Below are 25,082 nucleotides of genomic sequence, written 5' to 3'. Positions count from 1 at the left end.
CTGGCCCGGCAGTTTGATTTCAGAAATTACAGCTCGTAGACAGCATCATCCACCGCATGGCGACTTTCGAAGGTCGTGCGCAGATGTAGACATGTCGAACGTAAGCAGAACATATCGCCGCTCGTGCACACGCGAGCAGGCGGGCCAAGCGTGGATATCTGAAGGACCGGTGCTGGATGCCAGCGTATGTTGCGCAGGCAGTTCGTCCGTTCGCGGAGGGATCTATGTTTGGTACTCGCTTGTTTCGTATCGTGCTGCCCGCGTTTTTCTTTCTCGTCGTCTCGATACCGGCGTTCGCGCAGTCATTCCGCGTGCAGTGTCCGAACGGCACCACGCTGCACAAATCGCTCGACGGCAAAGTCGACTCGATGGTGCAGGGCGACCCGGCACGACCCACCGCAGCGAACGCGAATCCCCAGATCAAATGCCAGCACATCTCGGGCGGCGACGGTTACGCAACGATGGCCGATGGTCAGCAAATCTATCTGTTTGCGTTCGGCCCGCTCTCGGGCCTTTCGGATATTTCGATGGGTCTGCCAGGTACCCAGCCTGCGTCGGTATTCAACAGCACGTTCGTAGGCGCGACTTTCCCGGGCGATGGCATTGCGCCCAATAACGCTGCCATCAAGGAGCCCGCCTTGATGATGAACAACGGCGTGCTCGCGGGCCAGGCGCCCGCGCCTACGATGGCGCTAGACGAGGACGACGAGTTTTACCTCACGCTATCGAACGTCGGCATGATCATGCGCCCGGACCTGTTCGAGCAGCACACGGTGCATTTCCACGGCTATCCAAATGCGTCGTCTTTCTTTGACGGCGTACCCGATGCATCGGTGGCCATCAATATTGCGGGCAGCTTCACCTACTATTACACCGCACCCGACGCAGGAACCTATTTCTGGCATTGCCATATCACGCCGCCTGAGCATCTGCAAATGGGCATGGAAGGCCAACTCTACGTGCGTCCCCGTCAGAACCGCCTGAAGCCGGGCGCGAATCTCTATACCGCGTTACACGACTATGAATACCCGATGCAGCCGATCAGCACTGCGTCGAATGCGCACTATCTGAATGCATCGTTCCCGCCTGAAGACTGCCGGAAAGACGTTCTGTGTTCAACGCCGCTGCCGCGCAAGGATACAGGTGCAGTGCAGGCTCCGGGCGCGCTGTACGCCTATAACGACGGCGACGGTTCGACTCGCTACGATGTCGAGTATCCGATCCAGATGATGGGCTTTGATCCGAACTTCCACTTCATAGGCATGACCTTCAATCCCGAACCGTTTGCGGATATGAAGGACAAGTATTTCTTGCTGAGCGGTCGCAGCTATCCGGATACGATCGGCGTGCCAGGCTATGCGCAACTACCAACCACTGCGACGAACCCGACCGCAAGCGGGGCTATTACGACACTCGATTCAGATGGCGTATCGCGTGTGTCGCAACCGATGCCGACCCTCATCACAATCAACAAGACTGCGGGACAGACGCGTGCGCTGCTGCGTGTGTCCAACCTGAGCGTCACCGAGTATCACACGCTTGCGACCGAAGGCGTGCCGATGCTCGTCATCGGCTTTCATGCGCGCCTGTTACGCGACATGGCCGGCGCAAACATGTACTACACGACGAACTCGCTGACCATAGGCGGCGGCGAATCCGCCGACGTGATCCTCGACGTGACGAACATTCCACAGGGTACGTACTTCCTCTACACCACACAGCTCGATCACCTGTCGAACGACGCCGAGAATTTCGGCGGAATGATGACTGAGATCCGGGTCTTATAGGAGCGGCCCGTCATGTACTCATTCAAGACCTGCGGTGGGGTCGTCGTCCGGTCGATGTCGATGCTGCTGATTCTGGCTGTCGTCACGAGCTTGTGTTGCGGACTGGCGCGCGCGGCTGTGCCGGGAATCACGGGTGGCGCAAAAACCCCGACATTCAATCTGGTCGCGAGCGCTGGGTCGACTTCGCAGCCGGATGGCGCATCGATCTATACGTGGGGCTTCGGCTGCGGCAAGGCCGGAAGCGCGGTTGGGCTGACCGCTGCCGCGGCGCCCGCAGGTTACGCGCCCGCGGCGCTGACTGCCATCAGCACGTGTGCGGTCATGCAGTTGCCCGGTCCCACGCTGATTGTCACCGAAGGCGACACGGTGACGGTCAACCTCACGAATGAATTGCCGGTGGCCGCCGGCAATACGTCGATCATCTTCCCAGGCTTCAAGGTGTCGACGACCAACGGCGTAGCAGGTGTTCTTGCGCGCGAGGCTACGCGTGGGACCACGGTAACGTATTCGTTCACGGCGACGAAGCCGGGCACGTACGTCTACCACAGTGGCACGCAACCTGAGTTGCAGATCGAGATGGGGCTCTACGGCGTCGTCATCGTCTTGCCGAAGACACCACCCGCGGTCTGTCAGACGCCAAGCGCGCTTGGATCCCAGGCCGACTACCGGCTCTCCACGGCGGCCTACGACCATCCGCAAACCTGTTACGACCGGGAATATCTGTTCCAGCTCATGGAGATGGACTCAAACATTCACCTCGCGGCGCTCCAGCAGGTGACGGACTGCGATGCGCGAGTCGCTGTCACTCCAACGGCGACGTGCGCGCCGATCGCCGTGCAAACCGAACCGTACCACCCGAACTATTTTCTGATTAACGGCCGCTCGATGCCGGACGACATGGATGGCCCGTACTCGTCCGCTTATCCGAATCAACCGTACAACGGCAATCCGCACTTGCATCCCGGCGAAACCATGCTGATCCGTGCGGTAGGTCAAGGCCGCATACAGCATCCACTACACATCCACGGCAATCACGCGCGTGTGCTTGCCCGTGACGGCAACCTGCTGCTGTCCTCAGTCGATCAGCTCAGCCTTGCAGGGCCTTTGATCTTTACGTTCCCGACGGTATCGGGGCAGACCGTCGACGCGCTGTTTCAATGGACCGGCAAGGGGCTGAACTGGGATGTCTATGGGCACACGTATGCCGGTGCGCCAGCAGGACCGAGCACCGCCGGCAATGGCGACCCGGCGCCCTGCTATCCGGACCTCAACGGCTACTACACCAACGCGAGCAATCCGGCCGCGATCCCGGGCGTCACTCCGAACTACGGCGAATGGTGTGCGGATCACAACAAGCCGATCCCGGTTACGCCGCCTGATCCGAATATCGTTGCCAACGGTCTGTGGTATGGCGGGACGCCTTATCTCGGTCTGCAAAGCATTCCGAGCGGAAGTGCGCAGTTCATCTCGACTCCGCTTCCGCCGGGTTTTGCGAGCCAGAACCCCAGTGCTGGTTACGCCTTCATGTGGCACTCGCACGACGAGCGCGAGATTACAACCAACGACGTCTTCCCGGGCGGCATGATGATGATGATGATCATCGATCCGCCGGCCGCGAAGATTGACGAGTCGCAGTGACACGAGTGCGCCAAAGGAGTCGTAAGCATGAGATCCCTGATCGATCGACTGACATCGAAGTCAGCGTGTGTGTGCGCCGTGACGATGCTCCTGGCATCGCTCGCGTCCGCGCAAACGGTCACGACGGTCAATCTGACTGCGCAGCGTATGTCGACGACGCTCCCGGACGGAGCGATCGTTCCCATGTGGGGCTTCTGTACGAATGACCCGACGCAGGGTGCGGCACTCGGGGGCGGCACGCTGGACAACGCCAATGTCTGCTCGCGGAAGTCCGCTGGATCGACCACGCCGGTGCCGAATAACGTCTGGGCGCCGGGGCCGACCATTGTGGTGCCGGTCGGCAACAAACTGCGTATCAATCTCACGAACAGTCTGCCTGCCGGAACCCCAACGTCACTGGTGATTCTCGGCCAGATTGGCGGCAGCGCCGGCAAGCCGACACGCGATGCAGCGCCGATTGTCCATCCGACGGTGACCACGACGACGTGGCCAGCGAACGCGGCGGTGCCCGCTGGCTCGGCAGGATTTGTTCCGCCGCAGCAAGCCGCTCGTGCCCGTGCGTTTGCGCAGGAGGCAGCCCCGGGCGGAACGGTGTCTTACACTTGGGATACCAACATCGCAGCGGCGGGTGCGAAAGCAACGTATCTCAAGCCGGGCACGTACCTCTATGAGACGGGCAGCCATCCGTCGATGCAGGCTCCGATGGGTTTGTACGGCGTGCTGGTCGTCACCTATGCGCCGTTGTACGAAGTCGAGGGCGCCGGCACCCAGGAAGCTGAGATCCATCTGTCGAACGACCCTCATGCCGAGGGCAAGGCGTTTCCGGGCGCTTACCGGAACGCTGGGCCAGCGCTCGCTTCGCTCGCCGATGTGCCTTATGACATGGACGCGGTTCTGCTCTTATCGGAGATCGATGCCGTCCAGAATGCGGCGGTGGACGCAGCGGCTGTCGCGGGCACGAGCGAGACGATCCGCTGGAACGACCAGCAATGCGCGCAATCCCAGAAGGCCGCGCCGGTCGTCAACGGAGTCGCGCAAGCGCAAATTCCATGCTACCCCGCTGCGGTCAACTATGCGCCGACCTACTTCCTCGTCAACGGCAAGTCTTATGACCAGTCCAATCCCAGTGGCACCTCCGTGGCGATGCCGGACCTCAAGGGAAGTGACTACAACGCGCTAAGCGGGAATGTGCTGGTGCGGATGGTCAACGCTGGGTTGCGTACTCATGTGCCGTCCGTTGTCGGTCAGCCGTTGCAGCTCATCGCAGAGGACGGCAATGTCGCGCCAGGCATGCCGAAGATGCAGAACGAAGTGAACATGCCAGCGGGTAAGACCATCGATGCGCTGGTGCATCCGGCAAAGAATGCAACATCGTACGTCGACGCGGTATTCGCATTCTTCGACCGCGCCTTGGGTCTGACGACTGCCAATGAGACCGCGGGCGGGTTCGAGGGATACTTGGCCATTGCTAGCGCGACGACTGTCACGGCGGGTCCCGGCACATTTGCCGCGGCGCTGAACCGGACGATCGGCAGCAGTGCGAAGCCGGCGGTCGCGGCGCAGGCAAATCCGGACAATTACACGTTGGCCCCGAACGCCACGACGTTCAGCAACAACGTGTTGAGCAACGACATCGGCGTTTCCAACGTCGTCATCAAGGGCGTGACGGCGGCCGCTGGCGCTACGTCGACCGCGATCACGCTGGCCCACGGCACGGTGACGCTTAACGCGAACGGCACCTTCACCTATACGATCACGAGCGCGCCGACTACCAGCCCGAGCAGCGATACGTTCTCCTACTGCGGCAATGCGGGGACCGCTTGCGCGCTCGTCACGCTGGCGTTCGAGGCGACGGGCGCTGCGCCGACCGCGAGCGCACGCGTATACGACAACACGGCGGCAAGCGCCTATCCGAGCCGGGTGTCATCACTCATCAAAGTGCCGCGCGGCGCTGGTCTGCTGGCAGGCGCTGCCGATCCCGGCAATTTCCCGCTTACCGCGCGACTCTCGGGCACGGCGCCCGCGTGGGTCACAGTGAATTCCGACGGCTCGTTCACTGCCACGCCGTGCTCGGCTGCGCCGGCGACCTGCACGTTCCAGTTTGTCGTCGTCAATTCGCAGGGCACGTCGAGCGCGGCGCAGACGGCCACGGTCGTGTTCCCCGCTGGCAGCGGCTTGCCGGTGAATCTGCTGGATGCGCAGAACGGGATGGCGTTACCGAACGATTACGGCTGGATCATCGAAGAGGACCAGACCTGGCATAACCCGACACCCGGCACGACGCCGCCGGTCGTCAACGGCACACCGCAGCCGAGTCTCGCGACCAGTTTCTTCCGCAGCCACATGCCTGTCGTGGCGGCCGGCTGCACGGGACCGCTGAGCTGTGGTGACGCGCAATCGAATGGCGGCACGGTCGCGAACGCGAAACCACGGTCCATGCCGGGAGATGTCGCGCTTGATCCTGCCAAGTGGTATTTCATTTCGATCCTGCCGGGCGATTCAGCGAATCCGTTCATCGCCGGCTATGCCAATGATCCGCTCATCAACCCCGACTGCCTGACGCCGAGTTCGGCGACTGCCAACGACGCAAAATGCGGTCACACCATGAGCGGCATATCGGTCCCGCCACCTGTCAACGGCGCGTATCAGACCGCAACGATCAAGGTTGAGCCCAATCCGCTCAAGCCGGCGCAGCTGTCGATCTTTATCTTCGAAGACAGCAATCCGACCAACGGCGATCCCGACGCCAATGAACATGGCCTCGGCGGCTTTGAGATCGTGATCTGGGACGTGGCCGGCCGCAGCGGCGACCCGATCGGCCAGGTGACGTACGATACTCTCAATCAACCGCTGACGAACGCGCTGCTAGGGACGCCAGGCTGTCCAAATGTCTACAGCCCGACCGCGTCAGCCACGCCATCGACTCACCCTAGCTATGCAGGCAAGGATTTAACCGGGGTAGTCATCACCTGCCCGAGTGATCCGAAAGACCCGGCCAATCCGTCCGCGGATTACGCGCTGCAGGGCCAGGCGCTGGTCAAGAATTTGATGCCGGGACGGTTCGACGTGATTGCGCACCCGGGTGCGGCGCGCGAAGGTGCAGGGGAGACCTGGTATCAGGTGTCCACGCTCGAAGGGACGCCCGGACAGGACGCGTTCACGAAATCGGGCGAACCGCCTTACTTCCAGGAGTTCGGGCCGCCAGGATTTCACACGTTCATCGGCTTCGTGAATCCCGCGCACATTGCGCAGCAGAACGTGATCGCAACACACGTGCCGGTGGGTGGGGTGCCGCCCACGAATCCTAACGGCGATACGGAGGGGCCGCCCGTTACCGGGCCGATCCCGCTCGCGACGACGTCAGTGACCGGCCGAATCACGAGCCTCCACATGTCGCGCCCCGTCATGGAAACATTGTGGGATTCCGCCTCGCGTGCGCCGCTTGCATCGACCACCTGTTTCGTCGGCTTGAATCAGCAGGGCGAAACTGGCTTGAATATCGGCTTTGCAGCCTGCGACCCGAACGGCAATTTCAAGCTGAACAATATCCCGGTCGGCAACTATATGCTGGTGGTCTGGGATCAATGGCTCGACCAGATCATTGCGTCCAAGTCGGTGCAGGTCACGGCAAAGCCGACCCCTGACACGAACGGAAATCTCGTTCCGACAGGGCCGGTCTCGATGGGCAATGTTCCGGTATTCAGCTGGTTCACGCGGCTCGAAGCCAGCACGTTCATCGACTCGAACGGCAACGGTGTACGGGACCCCGGCGAAGCGGGCGTTGCCCAGGTGCCGGTGCGAATCCGCTTCCGTGACGGCTCTGTGTCGAATACGCTGCTGACGAATTCCGACGGCAACGCGATCTTCAATGAACTGTTTCCACTGTTTAACTGGTACGTCGTCGAATCCGACAGGACGCGTTTTGCCAGCACGGGCGTCAACGTGACGGTCGACGGCGGCGGTCTTGTCGACTGTGTCACGTATAACGCCGCGACCGGACAGGGAACGCTTGGCAGCAGCAACCAGAACAGTACGCAGCCGTGCTCGAAGACGGGCGGAATTCTGAACTCGTCGTATGCATGGACCGATCCTGTCTCGGGCAAGGCGTACGGCGCGGTGCCGCCGGGCGTGCCGAACGTAACGAGCCGTGTCGATTCCGGCAAGGTGCTCTATGAGGGGCTGCAAGGCTTCATCAATCAGACCCAGATGCTCGACTGGGGCAAGCGACCATTCGCCGTCGGCGAAAACGGCGGTATTCAAGGCATGGTCGTGTATGCGTCGACCCGCGGTTTCGACGACCCGAGCCTCGAGGTTCAGTTCATGTGGGAGCCGGGCGTGCCGCGGGTGCAGATCAATCTGTACCGCGAAACCCCGAATGCCGACGGCACTGTGGGTCTCACGCTCGTCAATTCGACCAGGACGACGAGCTGGGACGATTTTGCGAACGGCACGACGGCAGGCGGCGCACCGAACATGATCTGTCCGGGGCAGGATCCGGCTGATCCGTTCCTGTCCTACACGCTTGGAACATCGAACCAGTTCAGGTGTTACGACGGCTTCCACTTGTGGAATCAGGTGCAGCCTGCCGTGTACGACGGCGCCTACACGTTTACGACCGATTCGGCCGGCCACGCGCTCACGCCGGGCAAGTACGTCGTGGAAATGATTGCGCCGCCGGGTTACGAGGTCGTCAAGGAGGAGGACAAGAACATCCTGATCGGCGACGCATGGGTGGCGCCGGCCGCACAGCAGTTCGCCTCGCTGTCGAATGTCTTCATCATCCCCGACCAGGCGCAGGTGGCCGCGTATTACAACCCGGGCAACCCCAACAACCCGACGACAACCCTCGGGTTCAAAGGCGCGAAGCAGCAGTTTCCAGCTTGCGTCGGCACGAAGCATACCGTTCCCGATTTCATGAGTCTCTTCCCGAACTCGGGCCAGGTAGCGCCGTTTGCTGGCGCGACCAAGGCGCTGTGCGACCGCAAGGAAGTCACGCTGAGCGACCAGATGTCGGCGCCCGCGAACTTCTTCGTGTTCAGCAATACGCCTGTCGCGTCGCACTATACGGGGCTCATCCTTGACGACGCCGCTAGCGAGATCAACGCCGCATCGCCGGACTTCGGCGAGAAGTTTGCCGCGTCTTACGCACCGGTGTCGATTCGCGACATGAACGGCGTGGAAATCTCGCGCACCTACTCGGACCAGTGGGGAACCTACAACGGCATGACACCGTCCACCTGGCAGGTGAATGTGCCGAATCCGGCGGGTTACTCGCCGAACATGCTCGTCACCTGCATGAACGATCCCGGTCCGGTGCTGGATACGCGTCCGGGCTCGGCGACTTACGGCCAGATGATTACCGACCCGCTCTTCAATCCGTCGTTCAGCAACTTTTGCTATACCAATCCGTTCATGCCGGGCGCGACGGTGTATCTCGATACGCCGGTTCTGCCCGTCGCGGCGTTCGCGGACGGCTACAGCCCGCCGGATTGCGATTACCCCGATAGCACACCTGGGATCAAGCGGGTGGACGGCGACAAAGTGGGTCCGTGGGTGGCGGCAGCCGATGGCACACATACCTTGCGTATCACCGCGCTGGGCGATGTCGATGTGCCGAACCCGGTGTACCAGGGTCCGAGCGCGACCGCCGCGCCGTTCAACCAGCGCACGATCAAGCGCCACTACGGCTTTGGCGCCACGGCGGGCACGGTCAGTGTGAACGGCGTGCCGCTCACTAACGTGTCGTGGTCGGACGGTCTTATTACCGGGACCGTTGCCAGCGGCACGACCACGGGTGAACTCGCCATCACGAATGCCACCGGCACGAATAGCGTGGATGCCGTGACGGTCGACATCGGCGGCGCGGCGCCGGTCGTGGTCAGCCCGGCTGCGGCTCCCGCTCCCGCGGGGAACGGCCATGCCGCAGGGTTCCCTCATCCTATCCAGGATGCGATCGACGCCGCGAAGCCTGGCGACCTGATCATCGTCGATGCGGGCGTCTATCCTGAACTCGTCATCATGTGGAAGCCGGTCAGGCTGCAGGGTGTCGGCGCGGCTTCGGTCGCGATCAACGCGGCCAAGTATCCGACGCAGAAACTCGACGACTGGCGGCCGCGCATCAATCAGCTGTTCGGCCTCAACCCGACTGCGCCGAGCAGCAGCGGAGGGACCGCCGACACAGGCGGCGCGGGCGAACTGGTGACCAATCCGCAGGTTGATCCGTTGCCGACGCAAGCGCCGATTACCGGAGGTGTCATTCTTCTCGAGCCGACCATCCTCGCAACGGAGGAGGGCGCGGGCATAACGGTGCTTGCCAAGGGCGTCGGGCTCGATGGTGTGACGCCGCTGACGGCTAGCGACTGCAGTGCCAATCCAGCTTCTCCGATGAATGCGGCAAGCAGCTATTTCAAGGTGACGTCGTATAACAACGGGGTCCCGAGCGCGACCACCTTGACGCCGACTGGCTGGAAGATGTCCGACTCGAACTTCCTGTGTGCCCCTTCGCGCATCGACGGGTTGAGCATTACTGGCAGCGATGCGGGTGGCGGGATCTATGTCAACGGCTGGGCGCATAAACTCGAGATTGCCAACAACCGAATTTTCAGCAACGCCAGCGCGATGCACGGCGGCGTGCGGATCGGTAGCCCGTTTGAAGAGGAACCGCCACCGGCGGACGGCTATGGATACGACAACAACGTCCGCATCCATCACAACTCGATCACGAGGAACGGCACGGTTGAGGCGACGCCCGGTGCGGGCAGCGTGAACGTAACCGGCTCCGGCGCAGGAGTGTCGATCTGCACGGGTACCGACAATTACGCGGTCAACTACAACTTCATCTGTGGCAACTACAGCAACGGCAATGGCGGGGGCATTGGCGCGATTGGCGTCAACATGAACGGGACGATTGCGCACAACAAGATCCTGTTCAACCAGAGCTGGCAGCAGACGTCGGCCGTGCACGGTGGCGGTATCGACATCGAAGGCGATCTGACATCTGCCACCACGCTGTCGAACGGGACGGGCAACATCACGATCGACTCGAACCTGATTGTCGGAAACTTTGCGCAGGGCGGGCACGGCGGTGGTATCCGCCTGCAACAGGTGAACGGCAACGACGTTGTGACGAACCCGCGGAATCCGGCGAAATGGTACCGTGCCACGGTCACCAACAACATTATTGCCAACAACGTTGCGGGCTGGTCCGGCGGCGGCATCTCTCTCGTCGATGTGTTGAATGCGGTGATCCATGAGAATACGATCGCCAGCAACGACAGCGCCGCGATTGCCGGGTCGCTGTTCGGAACGGGTGGGCGTGGGCCGACCACGGCGTACCCGAGCCCGGCTGGCATCAGTACCGAGCTGACTTCATCTGCGTTGCTCGCAGCCTTGCCGGCAACCGCGTCGGCCGGCGTACCGGTCACGGCGACCAAGGCGCATAACAGCTACTCGAACCCGGTACTGTTTAACGACATCATCTGGCATAACCGGTCGTTCTTCGTCGACGCCAGCACGGGCGCGGCCAAAGTCTGCTCGAGCAACAACGTTGCCGATGCGGGGCAGAGCTGCACCGTGTTGCCGGTGTCTCCCGCTGCGGGCGCCTGTACCGGGTCCCCCGCCTATTGGGATATCGGCACGGTTGGCGACAGTTCGGCCACTGCGTCCAGCTTCCGGCTGACCGATATCAACAATTCGGTGGTGTCACCTGGCGGTTCCGTGTACGGCAGCACGACTGGTGCTGGCGTCTCGACCAACGATCCGGGCCTCACGAAGATTTATTGCAATGGCCCGCGCGCCAACCCGGCCTTCAAGTTCGAACCCGGCCAGCCGTTCCTGCCGCCGTTCAGTCTCGCTGCGGGCGTGACGCTGGATGAGGCGGGCAACTTCGTCGACCTCAAATACGGTCCGCTGTCGCTGTCCGATCCGCTGCAACCTGGCTATGTCGCGTATGGCGACTACCACGTGACGGGTACGGGATCTGCGTACAACAACGGGGTGCTCGCCGATCCGCAGAGTCTTGTCGCGGCCACAAGGTTTGACTTTGGCGGCGCGGCACGTCCGGCGCTGGGGCGCGTGTCAGGAGTCGACATCGGCGCCACGCAAGTGACTGTTCCAGGGGCGCTCGCGTTGACGCCGCAGTCGATGCTCGCTGCCGTCGCCAGGCAGGTGAAGGCGCTAACCGGGGCGACGATGCCGCTAACCGGAGCGACGATGCCGCAGTTAGCCATTCCGGCCATTACTCTGCCGGGGGCCCCATGATGCGTCCAGGCTTGCGCGCATTGACCGGGGTGTGCGTCTTGCTGGTACTGGCAGGGCAGGGCGCATGCGTCAGCCCCGCCACTACCAGCGCAGTGGATCCCCGCGATGCGGCGCACGCGTGGCGGGTTCGCCGGGCGCCTTATTTCGACAGCAACTGGGGCGTCGATATTGTTGGCGTGAAACTGGTGTCCTCGGGCTGGATGCTACAGTTCAAGTATCGCGTGACCGATCCGGACAAAGCCAAGGCGCTGCTCGACAGTCATGCGAAACCGTATCTTATCGATGAAGCAAGCGGTGCCAAGCTGGCTGTTCCAGCGCTCGAAAACACCGGTGAGTTGCGGCAGACCGCGGCGCCGGAGCAAGGTCGGACGTACTACATGATTTTTGGAAATGCTAATCAGATTGTGAAGCGTGGAAATCGAATAAACATTGAGATTGGCCGGTTCGTCGCGGACGATCTGATCGTCGAATAGTCTGACCTGGCTCTTTGCAGATGGGGTTCAAATGATGAAGCACGCAGACCTGAAATTTCGTGGCGCGAGCCTCATGCTCGTCGCCGGCATTGCGCTCGCCCTGTTGGCCCCGGCGCCGACCATGGCCGAGACAGCCACCATGAGCGCCGCACAGGTGGTGGCGAAAAATGTCGCCGCGCGTGGCGGTCTTGAAGCGTGGCGTGCGGTGCATGCCGTGTCTTTCACCGGCAAGATGGATGTGGGACGTACTCACCCTGAGCCGCAAGGAACAGTCGACAACCCGCCAAGTTCGTCGCCCAAGCGTCACATGCTCGAAAAGGCCATGACCAGCAAGGGTGGCGCGATGGAGGGCACCGTGATTGCATTGCCCTACCGTATCGAGATGAAGCGGCCGCGCAAGGTGCGCCTTGAAGTCGACTTTGCTGGAAAGACCGCGGTGCAGGTGTACGACGGCACTGCAGGGTGGTACTCGCGTCCGTATCTCGGCTATTCAACCGTGCAACCGTTCAACCCCACCGAATTGAAGCTCGCCGCCGACCAGCAGGATCTCGATGGCCTGCTGATCGACGCTGCCGCCAAAGGCAGCCAGATTGCGATGGAAGGCGTCGAACCCGTAGATGGGCGCCGTGCGTACAAGCTGAAGGTCACCCTGCAAAACGGCGACATCCGCCACGTTTGGGTGGACGCAGGGAATTTTCTTGATGTCAAGGTCGATGGTACCCGGCAGGTCGGTACGCGCACGCGGACGATGGTCACGACGCTGCGCGACTACCGCAAGGTCAACGGTGTGATGATCCCGTTCGTGATGGAGACGGCGGGTGAGGGCATGAGGCAGCCGGAACGAATTGTGATCGAGCAGGCGACAGTTAATCCGGATCTGCCCGACACTCGCTTTGCTAAACCGCAGTTGAACTGAAATGACTTTGATGGCGACGTCCGGGTTTGCTAAAGCTTTCGTGGTGTTCTGACGGACAGGATGGATTGCAGTTCTATTACACGGCCTCCGGTCCGAGGCTTCGCTTGTAAGCGGCCGCTCGTGCGCACGGGACACGACGGTTGCGGATGACCGTAATGGCCGAACACCCGTCTCCCTATGCGAGTCGACGAGCGACAGTTGTACCTCGAGAGCCGACGTAGATGTCGAGCCGTCTCGACGGTCCGAAACGGGTCGATCACAGGCGTCGCCGCTCGGCCCAGAAGTAGCATCGCCGCGATGACTCACGAAGCCGTGAAGGTGTTTGAAGAGAACAGAGCGCCAACGCATATTTGAGACACGCGTCCAAGCCCTCATCGGGCCCAGTAGAAATCCACGGGGATAAGCTCGACGACCCATCCACCTTCTTCGCCCAGCGTGGCCGCCGGGTGCATGGAGGCGATGCGCAACGCCTCGTCATGGGTATCCGCCTCGATGATGAACAGGCCGCCCACGACTTCCTTCGACTCGGTATAGGGCCCATCGGTGACGTGCGTCTTGCCACTGCGCGGGCGGAGCGTCCTCCAGTTGTCCAGATCGCCAAGCGATGCGGAAATCAGTATCTTGCCGGTAGCCCGCATCTTGTCGTCCAATGCGGGGCATTGGCTCACCAATTTCTTGACGTCGTCTGGCGCCATCGCGGCGAATTTATCGGGGGTGAAGTAGGCCAGGCCGAGGTATTTCATGGGAGATCCTTTGGGTGTGAATAACCTGACGACGAAGCTGATGATCGAAAATCGACAATCTTCTGAAAAGTTTGTAGCGGGTCTCGCCAGACTGTCCGCTTTTGGGGTCGCGCGGTGCCGACCGCCGGGCTCGTGCTGCACATGCGGATCGCGTGAGGCAGAGGTCGGCCAAGAAGCTGCCCGTCACGTCAGGGTTCCAATTCCAGAGTGCGGCAATGATATTCTCGCTGCGACGCGCATATGAGCTTCCCGATCCGAAGGAAGATAACCAATGATCTCGATTACGAATTCGTTTGCTGCGTGGACCGTGGTTTTAGCCTCGGGACTGCTGGAGATCGTCTTCTCCGTGGCGATGAAGTTGTCCGATAGTTACACAAGGTTGGTACCGAGTGCGCTGTCTATCATTGCAGCAATAATGAGCGTTTGGTTGATGAGTTTCACGCTCAAAATTCTTCCGCTCGGGACCGCATATGCTGTCTGGGCTGGGATCGGTGCCGCTGGCACAGCCTTAGTTGGATTGATCTGGTTTCACGAGCCGGCCTCGCTCGGTCGCCTGTTGTGCGTCGGGCTGGTTATCGCAGGCATCGTTGGATTGCAATTTCAGGAGGGTTCCTGATTTCGTTCTGCGCCGGACGAATGTCAGCTTCCGGCGATCTCAACTGTCCGCAGTGGGTCTTGGATTCAACCGGTCAGATGCGCATGACGTCAACCCACGGTTCTAGAACTGTCCAAGTGGCTCACGAGTATTCCACAGCCCCAGATAGGCGTGAGCGGGCGGGACCGACGAGCGATTGTGCATCAACTGCGGAAAGCGCGCCTCAGTTGCCGTGCCGTCACACTCCCGCCGACCATGCCTTTTGGTCGCCAAGGGCGATTTTATGAACGTTCGCCGCATACACCCATTCGCGGGCTTGGCGCTCTATGAGATCCATGAAAGCAGGGGGGCCGCTGCAGTAAATCTGTGTGTTGGCATGAGTTGGACTCATTGCGTGGGAACTCTTCTGCGCGAATAGATCATCGGACAGGCCGAAATGGTGATAGACCTCACCGCGACTTCGAAGCGCGTCAAATTCTTCTCGAAGAACTGCGCGGTCGGCCGATCGGGCGAAGTTGTGCACCTCGAACCTTTGACCCGCCGATGCAAGCCGCTTCGCGATTCCCGCGATCGATGCTGCGCCTATTCCGCCAGCAAAAAGGATAGATCGCGCACGATCGTCCAAAATTGTCGGCGGCCCTTTGGGGGTGCCGACATACACTTCGTCTCGTTCATTCAACGGAAACTTGGATAGCAGACTATCCGTTCTGCCATCACCTTCTTGTCTCATGCCTACCACGTAACCATCGGACAGGGACGAAACACCGAGCAAAGGATAAATTCTTTGCTTGTCGCCAGCGCTATTCAGAAAGAGAGTGACGCACGACCCATCGTTAAACGGCGGAAGCGCCGATTTGGACATTGTTCGAAGTTCAACGGCATGGTACCCCTTAGCAATTTGCCATTTCCGGCCCACGATGACGGGAATCAGGTTGTCGCGCATGTCTTCTCCAATAGGACCTGCTTCACAGGTGGAACTCTAGCCGATACCGCTCAAGGGATGGAGAGGGGAGCCGGGTTGTAGCGAATCCGCAGTGATGATCGGGCGTCGAAACCCGCGTGGTTAAAGGCGTTGAGCGATTAGTGCAAGGATTGTATTTCCAGAACGTACTTTTTGATTATCGATTACATCACGTTGACGATACTTGGCATAGCATAGTAAATGCACTTGGGAACGGTATGTCCATCAAGGGTGACAAGGCAATGCTGCTGCTTTCACACCGATCCATGCACGATCGCTAATGCACACGATAAGAAACGTCAACTTTATCTTGTGGGCGGGAGAAGGCACCATAGCTTCCCGTCCGCTTTACAAGGCCTGTCGGCCCGCAACGAGGCGTCACGTTCGACCACTGCAGACAGGCGAGCGAGGAATCGTTTTTGCCGTCGTCAATAGATGAAGACAGCTGTATCCTTGGCAAGGCTGCCCACGCATCGCGCACGTCAGAGCGGATTTCATGCACAAGCTCACGACTCGGCTCTGCCGCGAGAACCAAGCGGTGGTTATCGAGGACCTGAACGTCAAAGGGATGCCGGCGAACGAACGACTTGCCGGGGCGATCTCGGATGTAGGCTTTGGGATCTTTCGCCCCTTGATGCGCCGCTACGTCGCGCTGAGGTATTTCAACATCGGAGCCGCATCGATTTACGTCGTCAAGTTCCTGACCGAGCCGCTGCTGGGAGGCAAGCCCAGATGAACGTTGCGCGTCCTCGCGGTTCGTATTGCCTGAAGGCAGCCGCCCGCTGCGCGCCGCTGGCGGCTGCCGCCGGCTTCGCCGTGGCAACCCCGTTGCCAACGCCGCCGTGCGGGACACCGCCGGTGCCGGCCTACGCGTCGCTGGGCGTGCAACCAGCAATGGCGATCCTGGGCGCCGAGGAGCTCGATGCGAGTGTGTGGCGGCCGTCCTCGTGTACCGGATGGCCTGCCGCGTCCCGCTCCCGGGTTGTCGTCGCGGTCGCAGGGCTGGCCCACGTCGCTGGCGGTCCCGAGACGCTGTTGGCACGTGCCGGGGCGGTCTCCACCCTGCGCAGCATGCGCTACTGGTCCACAACCGACAAGACGTGGCGTCCCTTGTTCCTGGATGCCGCAGCGCTGTCCGGACCCGCCGAGGGCGGGGACCGGCGGGGTGATTTCCGTCCGTTTGAACTGCAAGCCGGTCGAACCTTGTACTTCTGGGTGCGCGACAGCCGCTCCGGCCCCCTGGTGTACCGGATGCGGGTACTGGAGCGCAGCCCGCAGCGGATGGCGCTGGCCGAGGAAAATGTGTCGCCGGTCCGTGCCTTCGGACTGACACTGTTTCAGCCGGCTGCGCTGCAGACGGTGGTCTTCGCACAGCGCCAGACGAACGACGTATGGGGTCTGTATATTCTCGCGCGCATCGACCGGCAAGCCAGCAGTTTCATTGCGAGCGGGCACGAGGCCTCTACGGCGAACCGGGCGCTGGCACTGTTCCGGTACCTGGCCGGCGTCCCCACCGACGCGGAACCACCGGCCGTGCGATGACTTGGGTCGTGACGCAACAGGCCCCTCGTCGATGCGTCAAGCGCCTGCTGCGGCGCTCTCGCGCGCTTTCCTGCAGTACGCGGCCGCGGTGTACGGTCTCACATTTCCCGGTGTTGTTCGTCTGGGTCGAAAACTGTCAGTAGCTCACAATAATCCCCGCTTGTGCGAACCCATTTTCTCCCACCGATTTTCTGACCAAGAAGTCCAGCGGCCACTCGCGGTAGAAAAGTACGGTATGACGCAGCGAACTGCGTAATCACTCTGCGAAGTCGCCTTGAAACGGCCGGGTCATGATCGATTCCGCCTGCCTGCGCAGCGTGGCAGGTGAATCCCAATAACGCAAGAGCGGCCATGCGTCTGAGAGCGTGGCCGACACGCCTGTTTGCCTGTTGATGCGCCTATAAAGGAATCCTTCATATTGAGCGGCATTGCCCTTGCATGGGCACCGTGTTTCTGCAAGCGCATACATGGTCTGGTCGCACTCCTGCAAGCCCTATACCACGGCAATAGAGGGGCGGATGCCGCGTGATGAACCGGCATCCGTAACGAATCTTTCACACAAATGCGGCTGTCGCGACCTAGTGTGTTTCTGTAGACGTATCTCTCGGCGGGCGCCACCGATTGGTGGTTTTATGGTGGGGCCAGTCGTTTTCGCACATGGATCGACCGATCACAGTGCGAGAGTCATGGTGCCGGTGATGTACGGCCGGTTGTACCAGGGCGTTTTATTCTTTTCGCGAGGAACAAGAATGAAATCCATTTCCAGACGCCTATCCCGTTCTATTTCCCAGAGTCTCGCAGGCAGCGGCGTCATCGCGCTCGCTTGCGCGATCGGCCCAGGCGCCCAGGCGCAAACGCTTGGTTCGCTCGTCCAGGTGGCCGCGGGCGATCCATTCATCGGATGCATTGCCGACCAGGTGCACGCCCAGGAGTCCGCATTCGGGAGCATCCTTTTTCCATCCACGTCGATCGAGCCATGGTTGGCGGCCGATCCGACCACGACCAACATCAGCACGGCTCGTCTGCTCGTCGGCCACCAGCAGGACCGCTGGGACGACGGTGGCTCGCGCGGGCTCGTCGGCGTCGTCTCCACGGATGGGGGCGGCAGCTGGACCAATTCGATCCCGTCCGGCGTTACCGACTGCACGGGGGGCAAGTTCCGTCGCGCCTCCGATCCGTGGGTAGACTTTGCGCAAGACGGAACGGCCTTCTTAATGTCGCTGGTGGTGGACCCCATGCAGCCGACGACTGCGTTTGGCGCACGCAATAGCGGGATGCTGGTCAGCCGCTCCGTCGACCACGGCACAACGTGGCAAGCTCCGGTTACGCTGATCCGTAACACTTCGCCGCACGTGCTCAATGACAAGAACTCGCTCACTGCTGATCCGACCGCGAACGGTAACGTCTATGCGGTATGGGACCAGCTGAGCGTTTTCCCGCCAACCAAGGATGGCGCCCAGTTGCTCGCGGAAAACGAAGGTGTCGAAATCGCGCGCAAATTGGTTAATTCGACTGCGGGCGCATCTTCGGTGTGTGAGCCCTTCACGAAGCCGCCGTGCAAGGGCGGTGCGCCGTTCTTCAAGTTCAACTTTACCGGCCCAAGCTTTTTCTCGCGATCCCTCGACAACGGCGTGACCTGGAGCACGGCCACCCCGATCTACCAGCCGGGCACGAACAAACAGACGATCGACAACAACGTGCGGGTCTTGCCCGATGGAACCCTGGTCGATTTCTTCACCGCGATCAATGTCGTGAAGCCGGGGAGTCTCAACATCGGCTATATCAAGTCCCCGGATAAGGGCGGGAGCTGGTCGGGGCCCGTATTCGCCAGCGACATTCAGGTGGTCGGAGTAGTCTCCCCGGACACCGGCCAGCCGTTACGCGACGCGGCCATTCTCTACAGTGTCGCTGTGAACCCGGTCACGGGGGCGATCTATCTCGCCTGGCAGGACGATCGCTTTGTGACAGCCATGTGCACTACGCCCACTGGAACAATCCCGATCGACGGGATCGCTTTCAGCGAGTCGGATGACTTCGGGAAAACCTGGTCATTGCCAGTGATGATCAACAAGACCCCGGCCAATGCCACGAACGCGTGCCGACAGCAGGCTTTCATCCCGGCGGTGGTCGCGTCGGGGGACGGCAAGACCGTCGTGGTGACCTACTACGACTTTCGTAACGACACGAACACACCCGCCGGCGGCGAGGGCACCGACTATTTCGCGGTCTTCTGCACTTCCGGGTGCACGAGCCCTGGCAACTGGGGCAATGAGCAGCGACTGACCACAGCCTCGTTCAACATACTGAACGCTCCGGTGGCACGTGGCCATTTCCTCGGCGATTACATGGGCCTGGCTGCTAGCGGACTCAAGACCGTGTACCCGCTATTCGGCATAGCCACGGCTCCCAACGTTACGGCCGAATACACCCGCCAGATCGCGTTGCCGTAAGCACAACGGGCGGCGACTGGAGGTCGCCGCCCGATCCTCCGGGACACGCCTTGCCTTTATTACAAAAGGTCCGACCGCATTTGAATGCCAATCAGCCGATTCAATGACCGCGCGCCAGCGCGAGCGGTTTAGTCCACTGGCCGCATTCGGCCCCACGACGAACTTCCGAACCCGGACGGGCTGGGGGCGCATGTCACAGAAGCAAGGCGCTAAGCGTTTCCTAAGGTTCGCGGACTATCGTTTGAGCTTTCAATCCTTGCGAACCAGCGTTTCTTACAGGAACAGGCCTATGGCCATCTCTTCTAAATCTCTGGGGCGCTAAGCGCCGGTCGCCGTTGCCTGTTCCAATGCGATCCGTGCATTCTGAATTAGATATGTGCTTACCCGGTCGCTCGGCGCGTCAGCCATGCGACCTGCTATCGCATCGGATGTCCAACGGAGGTTGACGGGCGCAGGATGGGTACCTCGCGGGTTTGCCTCGTATTGATCCTTGATTGGGTGCCTTACTTGAGCATGACTCAAAGACAGCGATTGCCCGATCGGAATAATTCGACAGGAGCCGTGCGCCAACGGCCCGCAGCGCGCCACGAGCCACATTCCAGCGCATCGCGCATGGCCAACGCCCCTGACGCCGCGCGAATGTGAAGGAGGGAGACCTTGACATTGAATCCGAGCTGCCAGCGTTTACTGCGGAATTCGGCCATTGCGCTGGCTTTCGCCGCCTTGCCCTGCGCGCTGCAAGCCGCCCAGAGTGTGTTAGCTGCAACCGAGCAGGCTGCCACGCCCGAAAAGAACCCGCCGGGCGACATTCCGGACACCCAGGTCTTTGTCACCTACCGATCCCCAGCAGGTTTTTCGCTCCAGGTTCCCGAAGGCTGGGCGCGCAAGGAGCGCCGCGACGGCGCGAGGTTTGCCGATAAGTACAACATCGTCGAGATCAGCGTGGCGCCCGCCTTGACCGCGCCCACAGTATCGTCGGTTACCGCGCACGAATCCGCCGAACTCGCCAGGACCGGTCATAAGATCGGTGCAATCACAAACGTATCGCTGCGCAGCGGGCCGGCCGTGCTGATTACCTACACTTCGAATTCGGAACCGAACCCGGTCACGAACAAACGACTTCATCTTGAGAACCACCGCTATTTGATCTATAGCGGTGGCAGGCTGGCCACGCTCGACCTCTCCGCGCCGCTTGGAGCCGACAATGCCGATCAATGGAACCTCATGTCTAATTCGTTCCAATGGCGCTGATTTGCCTCGATTCGAAGCGTTCGAACTCTACCGCTTCTACCACCGCGGTGACGACGAGACCGCCGCGCTCAGGGGCGTCTCACTGCAACTGTGCGCCGGCGAACTGGTCGCGTTGCTCGGGCCCTCTGGCAGCGGCAAATCTACGCTCCTCGCGTGTCTTGCGGGACTCGAGGAACCGGACGGCGGCCATGTCGATGTGATGGGTCAGCGCCTCTCGCGCAGACCCGAAACGGTGCGTGCGGCCTTGCGGGCGCGGCACATCGGCATGCTGATGCAGTCGGGAAACCTGTTCGAGCACCTCACCGTCGAGGGCAACATGCGCTTGCAGATGTCGCTGGCTGGCAGGAAGGATCGAGACAAACTTGACACGCTGCTTGGGGTGACAGGCCTGGCCGGGCGGCGCCGCGCGTATCCGTCGCAGCTATCCGGCGGCGAAGCGGCGCGCGCCGGGCTGGCCGTGGCGCTGTCGGCCGAGCCTATGGTGCTCCTTGCGGACGAGCCGACCGCCGAAGTCGATGCGGCCACTGAAACCGTGATCCTGAGTCATCTGATCGAGCGATGTCACGGCAACAGAACCATGGCGCTGATCGCGACACACAGCGACGCTTTGGCCGCGCGCGCTGACCGCGTCCTCGTGATTCGCGATGGAAGGCTCGTCCATGCGTGACGCACTCATCGAAGCCCAATCGCTCAGCCGTATCTACCGGCACGGCGAGTCCGAGATTGTGGCGCTCGTCTCGGCCAGCTTCGTCCTCAATCGCGGCGATCGCATCGCGCTGGTGGGCCGTTCGGGGAGCGGCAAGACAACCTTGCTGCACCTGATGGCAGCGCTCGATAAGCCGACGAGTGGCGTGATCGATTGGCCCGCGCTTGGCTCCCCGGATACGCTCTTACCCGCAAAAATCTCGCTTGTGTTCCAGACGCCAAGCCTTCTTGAGCCGTTGACGGTGAACGAAAACGTGGCATTGCCGCTCCTGATGGCCGACGCGGCAGATTCCGGCGATGGTGCCGGCAGTGTCGAACGAGCCGTGGCCGCTGCGCTTGCCACATTCGGTCTCGAGGCGCTTGCGCAGAAATTGCCGGAGGAGCTTTCGGGCGGGCAGATGCAGCGCGTTGCGATGGCGCGCGCGGTAGTCGGACGACCGCTCGTCATTCTCGCCGACGAGCCTACGGGCCAGCTCGATCAGGCCGCCGCTCAGGCGTTGCTCGACGCGCTCATCGCGCATCTCGCAGGCACGCCAACGGCGCTCGTCATCGCCACGCATGATTCGGCCGTTGCAATGCGGATGGATGCGGTCTGGCGCATCGAGCGTGGCATGCTCGCGGATGCCGAAACGGCAGCGAGACGAACATGATCGGCCTATGGTTCGCGGGACTCATCAGCGAACGCCGGGGCCGGCTCGCGGGCATGGCGGCTGGTGTCGCGTTGACGGTCGCGCTAGTCGCATCGCTCGGCGCTTTCATCGCGCAGAGCACCGCTTCGATGACACAGCGCGCCACCGCGAGTCTGCCGGTCGACTGGCAGGTGCAACTGGGGCCCGCGACGACTGGCGCGCTTTCGGTCCCGCAGGCCGCAGCAGCCGTCGAAAAGGCCGCGCGCGTCACAAGACAGCAAGCTGTCGGTTATGCCGACGTCGATGGCTTCGAAGCTACAACAGGAGAAACCGTACAGACGACCGGAAAAGGCCAGGTGCTCGGTCTTGATCGCTCGTACTTTCGGGACTTTCCGGGGCAGTTCCGGCTGCTGCTGGGTACGCTGGATGGCGTTCTGATTGCGCAGCAGACGGCTGCGAATCTGCATGTGACCATCGGCGATACGGTGAGCATTCGTCATCCAGGCATGGCTGCGGCCGATGTGCGGATCGCCGGCATCGTCGATCTGCCGAATGCCGATGCGATGTTTCAGGCGATCGGCGTCGCGCCTCGCGCAGCGCCGCAAGCGCCTCCTGACAATGTGCTTCTGCTTCCGATGGACGCGTGGCACCGCCTGTTCGACGGAGAGGCCGCGGCGAGACAGGCTTCGGCGCACACTCAGCTTCACGTCGGACTCGCGCATGACGGTCTTCCGAGCGATCCTGAAGCCGCCTTTGCACAGGTGCAGGGCGCTGCGAAAAACCTCGAGACGCGCGTGGCGGGCAGTGCGCTCGTGGCGGACAATCTTGCTGCGCGGCTCGACGGCGTGCGCAGCGACGCGCTGTACGCAAAGGTCCTGCTTCTGTTTCTGGGCACACCCGGCGCGCTCCTCGGCGCATTCCTGACGATTGCCGTCGTTGCATCAGGTTCGGGACGGCGGCGGCGAGATCAGGCGCTGCTGCGAATCCGTGGCGCGTCGCGCGCCCAGATCATGAAGCTGGTGGGAGTCGAGGCGATGTGCGTTGGCGTCGGGGGGGCGCTTGCTGGGTTGGTCCTTGCCGCCTTGTTGTCGCGTTTGTTTCTCGGTGCCGGCTATTTCGGGGCTTCGTCGATGGGCTGGATCGCCTGCGCGGCCATATCGGGTGTCGTGCTGGCGAATGCGGTGATTCTCGTGACAGCCTGGATAGATGCAGGTACGACGTCCGTCGCGAGCGCCCGCCGGATGACGAGTTCCGCACGTCCGCGCCTCTGGCAGAGGGTCTACTTCGATCTCGTTCTTCTCGCACTGTCGGCCATCATCTTCTGGCGGACATGGAGCACAGGGTATCAGGTTGTGTTGGCTCCCGAGGGCACGCCGTCATCGTCAATCGATTACGTCGCCTTTCTGGCGCCCGTACTGGCCTGGGCAGGGTGTGGCCTGCTGACCATCAGGCTGTGCCTCGCGGGATTGCTGCGCGGCCGCGACGCGCTTACCCGTTGCCTTCGTCCGCTGACGAATTCGCTAGCCGGCGTGGCCGCTGCAGCGATGAGCCGGCAACGCTATCGAATGACGCAGGGCATCGCGCTCGTCGCGTTGGCGTTTGCGTTTGCGACCTCCACGGCTGTGTTCAACGCAACCTACAACGCGCAGGCGCGCGTGGACGCGGAACTCACGAATGGCGCGGACGTGACGGTGACTGGGACTTCCCAGGCGCCCGCGTCAGCGAGATTCAAGGACCTTGCTGCGTTGCGTGGAGTCAGCGCGGCCCAACCGATGCAACACCGTTTCGCTTACGTCGGCACGGACCTGCAAGACCTGTATGGCGTCGACGCCCGCCACATCGGACAAGCGACGCGCATGGCCGACGCTTATTTTGAAGGCGGCAATGCACAAAGATCGCTCGACGCGCTGGCGCAACATCCGAACGGCATCCTCGTGTCCGAGGAGACCGCGAACGACTATCAATTGCACCCAGGCGACGAGATCAACCTTCGCCTTCAGAACGCAAGCGACCATCAATATCACGTGGTGCCGTTTCGTTTTGTTGGCGTCGTGCGCGAATTCCCAACTGCGCCGCGTGACTCGTTCCTCGTCGCGAACGCCAGCTACATCGCGCAGCAAACCGGCACGAGCGCGGCGGAAATCGTTTTGCTGAAGACAACCGTGCCGCCGGGGCAGGTTGCAGCAGCAGCGCGCGCGGCAGTTGCGCCGCTCGGCGCAGCCAAGGTCAGCGACATCGGGCAGGCCGAGCACGTGATCACTTCAAGCCTGACGGCCGTCGATTTGCGCGGCCTGACGCAACTCGAACTGGGTGCGGCAGCGCTCATGGTCGCGGGCGCAACGGGACTCATCATTGCACTGGGTTTCGCCGACCGGCGGCGCACGTTCGCGATCCTGTCCGCGCTCGGTGCCAGGCCGCGTCAGCTTGGTGCGTTTTTGTGGAGCGAGGCGCTCGTGCTCCTATACGGCGGGGCGACCATCGGAACGCTGACGGGGTTTGCGCTGGCGTGGATGCTGGTCAAGCTGCTGACCGGTGTGTTCGATCCTCCGCCCGAACGGCTCAGCGTGCCCTGGTTCTTTCTGGCTTTCCTGGTCGGCGTGGCGGCGCTGTCGGTTGTGATTGCCGTGATCGCCGCATTTCGCGAGACACGCGTGCCCGCTGTCCAGCGCATGCGCGAGTTGTGACGCGAGCGACGCCTGCATGCTCGACGGCTCGCGTTGTCGCGGCCCCATCACGATCCGCTTTGCCCCGTAGCGCCTGACGCGCGAGGGAAATGCGTGAGGATCGGTGACTCGTAGCTATTGTTCGGCCGAAGCGGTCGTTGGCAGAACCACGAATCAGTGCCTTGGCGAACGTCCGCTACCAAGGTAGTCGAGCGCCCCTTCTCGGCCACGACCCGCCGTTCGGAACGCATGCTTGAATGGCTGCTCTATGATCAACACTGGACATATGCATGATAACGCCGCACTCCGAGTGCACGGACCGCGCAAATTTTCCTCGCCGGCGAAGTTTCCGCTTGTCAGCAGACTCAAGGCGCCGGCGCTCTGCGCGCGAATCTCGGAGGGGCAACGTAAGGGACTGAAAAAGCCGTGTATGGCTGGCCACCTTCAATGGTGATGGCGGCGCCACTAAA

15 protein-coding genes are annotated in these 25,082 nt (G+C 61.7%); 13 read left to right on the top strand and 2 right to left on the bottom strand.

Annotation, left to right across the window (positions count from 1 at the left end; translation table 11 throughout):
- Positions 1-224 precede the first annotated feature (224 nt).
- From P3T25_RS37950 to P3T25_RS37930, 5 genes are read left to right on the top strand one after another with little or no spacing between them, the layout of a single operon-like run.
- Positions 225-1,787, top strand: coding sequence for a multicopper oxidase domain-containing protein (locus tag P3T25_RS37950; RefSeq protein WP_154567095.1), 1,563 nt, complete (start codon positions 225-227; stop codon positions 1,785-1,787).
- A gap of 12 nt (positions 1,788-1,799) precedes the next feature.
- On the top strand, positions 1,800-3,425 hold the full coding sequence (locus P3T25_RS37945; protein WP_429362239.1) for a multicopper oxidase domain-containing protein: 1,626 nt from the start codon (positions 1,800-1,802) through the stop codon (positions 3,423-3,425).
- A gap of 27 nt (positions 3,426-3,452) precedes the next feature.
- Positions 3,453-11,684: an SdrD B-like domain-containing protein gene (locus P3T25_RS37940; protein WP_429362237.1), complete on the top strand. Its 8,232-nt coding sequence runs from the start codon at positions 3,453-3,455 to the stop codon at positions 11,682-11,684.
- A 38-nt stretch (positions 11,685-11,722) separates the two neighbouring features.
- On the top strand, positions 11,723-12,157 hold the full coding sequence (locus P3T25_RS37935) for a hypothetical protein (protein WP_429362235.1): 435 nt from the start codon (positions 11,723-11,725) through the stop codon (positions 12,155-12,157).
- A 31-nt stretch (positions 12,158-12,188) separates the two neighbouring features.
- On the top strand, positions 12,189-13,073 hold the full coding sequence (locus P3T25_RS37930) for an outer membrane lipoprotein-sorting protein (protein ID WP_154567091.1): 885 nt from the start codon (positions 12,189-12,191) through the stop codon (positions 13,071-13,073).
- A 371-nt stretch (positions 13,074-13,444) separates the two neighbouring features.
- Here P3T25_RS37930 and P3T25_RS37925 read toward each other — a convergent pair whose 3' ends face one another.
- Complete coding sequence (locus P3T25_RS37925; RefSeq protein ID WP_429362233.1) at positions 13,445-13,816, bottom strand: YciI family protein; 372 nt, start codon at positions 13,814-13,816, stop codon at positions 13,445-13,447.
- A 271-nt stretch (positions 13,817-14,087) separates the two neighbouring features.
- On the opposite strand from P3T25_RS37925, the gene P3T25_RS37920 reads away from it, so the two are divergent.
- Positions 14,088-14,432 (top strand): DMT family transporter, encoded by a 345-nt coding sequence (locus tag P3T25_RS37920; RefSeq protein WP_154568008.1) that lies wholly within the window; start codon positions 14,088-14,090, stop codon positions 14,430-14,432.
- 217 nt (positions 14,433-14,649) lie between these two features.
- Here the strand turns inward: P3T25_RS37920 and P3T25_RS37915 are convergent, their stop codons facing one another.
- Positions 14,650-15,354 carry an oxidoreductase gene (locus P3T25_RS37915; RefSeq protein ID WP_429362231.1) on the bottom strand — a complete coding sequence of 235 codons (705 nt, stop codon included), beginning with the start codon at positions 15,352-15,354 and terminating at the stop codon, positions 14,650-14,652.
- A gap of 463 nt (positions 15,355-15,817) precedes the next feature.
- Between P3T25_RS37915 and P3T25_RS37910 the strand changes: the two genes are divergently transcribed.
- The 7 genes from P3T25_RS37910 to P3T25_RS37880 all read left to right on the top strand — a co-directional run bounded on the left by P3T25_RS37910 (position 15,818) and on the right by P3T25_RS37880 (position 24,633).
- Positions 15,818-16,108 carry a transposase gene (locus P3T25_RS37910; RefSeq protein WP_429362290.1) on the top strand — a complete coding sequence of 97 codons (291 nt, stop codon included), beginning with the start codon at positions 15,818-15,820 and terminating at the stop codon, positions 16,106-16,108.
- Positions 16,105-16,914, top strand: coding sequence for a DUF6675 family protein (locus P3T25_RS37905; RefSeq protein ID WP_429362229.1), 810 nt, complete (start codon positions 16,105-16,107; stop codon positions 16,912-16,914). Before P3T25_RS37910 ends, P3T25_RS37905 begins: the two co-directional genes overlap by 4 nt.
- 749 nt (positions 16,915-17,663) lie before the next feature.
- A complete protein-coding gene (locus P3T25_RS37900; protein WP_429362227.1) occupies positions 17,664-19,364 on the top strand; it encodes a sialidase family protein in 1,701 nt (566 codons plus the stop codon).
- 657 nt (positions 19,365-20,021) lie between these two features.
- A complete protein-coding gene (locus P3T25_RS37895) occupies positions 20,022-20,615 on the top strand; it encodes a hypothetical protein (RefSeq protein ID WP_154566508.1) in 594 nt (197 codons plus the stop codon).
- Between the two features lies 1 nt (position 20,616).
- A complete protein-coding gene (locus P3T25_RS37890) occupies positions 20,617-21,282 on the top strand; it encodes an ABC transporter ATP-binding protein (RefSeq protein ID WP_154566509.1) in 666 nt (221 codons plus the stop codon).
- Positions 21,275-21,970 carry an ABC transporter ATP-binding protein gene (locus P3T25_RS37885; RefSeq protein ID WP_154566510.1) on the top strand — a complete coding sequence of 232 codons (696 nt, stop codon included), beginning with the start codon at positions 21,275-21,277 and terminating at the stop codon, positions 21,968-21,970. The genes P3T25_RS37890 and P3T25_RS37885 overlap by 8 nt, the downstream gene beginning before the upstream one ends.
- Complete coding sequence (locus P3T25_RS37880) at positions 21,967-24,633, top strand: FtsX-like permease family protein (RefSeq protein WP_429362224.1); 2,667 nt, start codon at positions 21,967-21,969, stop codon at positions 24,631-24,633. Before P3T25_RS37885 ends, P3T25_RS37880 begins: the two co-directional genes overlap by 4 nt.
- Positions 24,634-25,082 lie beyond the last annotated feature (449 nt).

Origin of the sequence: Paraburkholderia sp. GAS32, assembly GCF_050434225.1 — a bacterium.
GTDB lineage: Bacteria > Pseudomonadota > Gammaproteobacteria > Burkholderiales > Burkholderiaceae > Paraburkholderia > Paraburkholderia madseniana.
The sequence above is the reverse complement of the archived record's forward strand: the minus strand, read 5'-3'. Positions and strand labels throughout refer to the sequence as shown.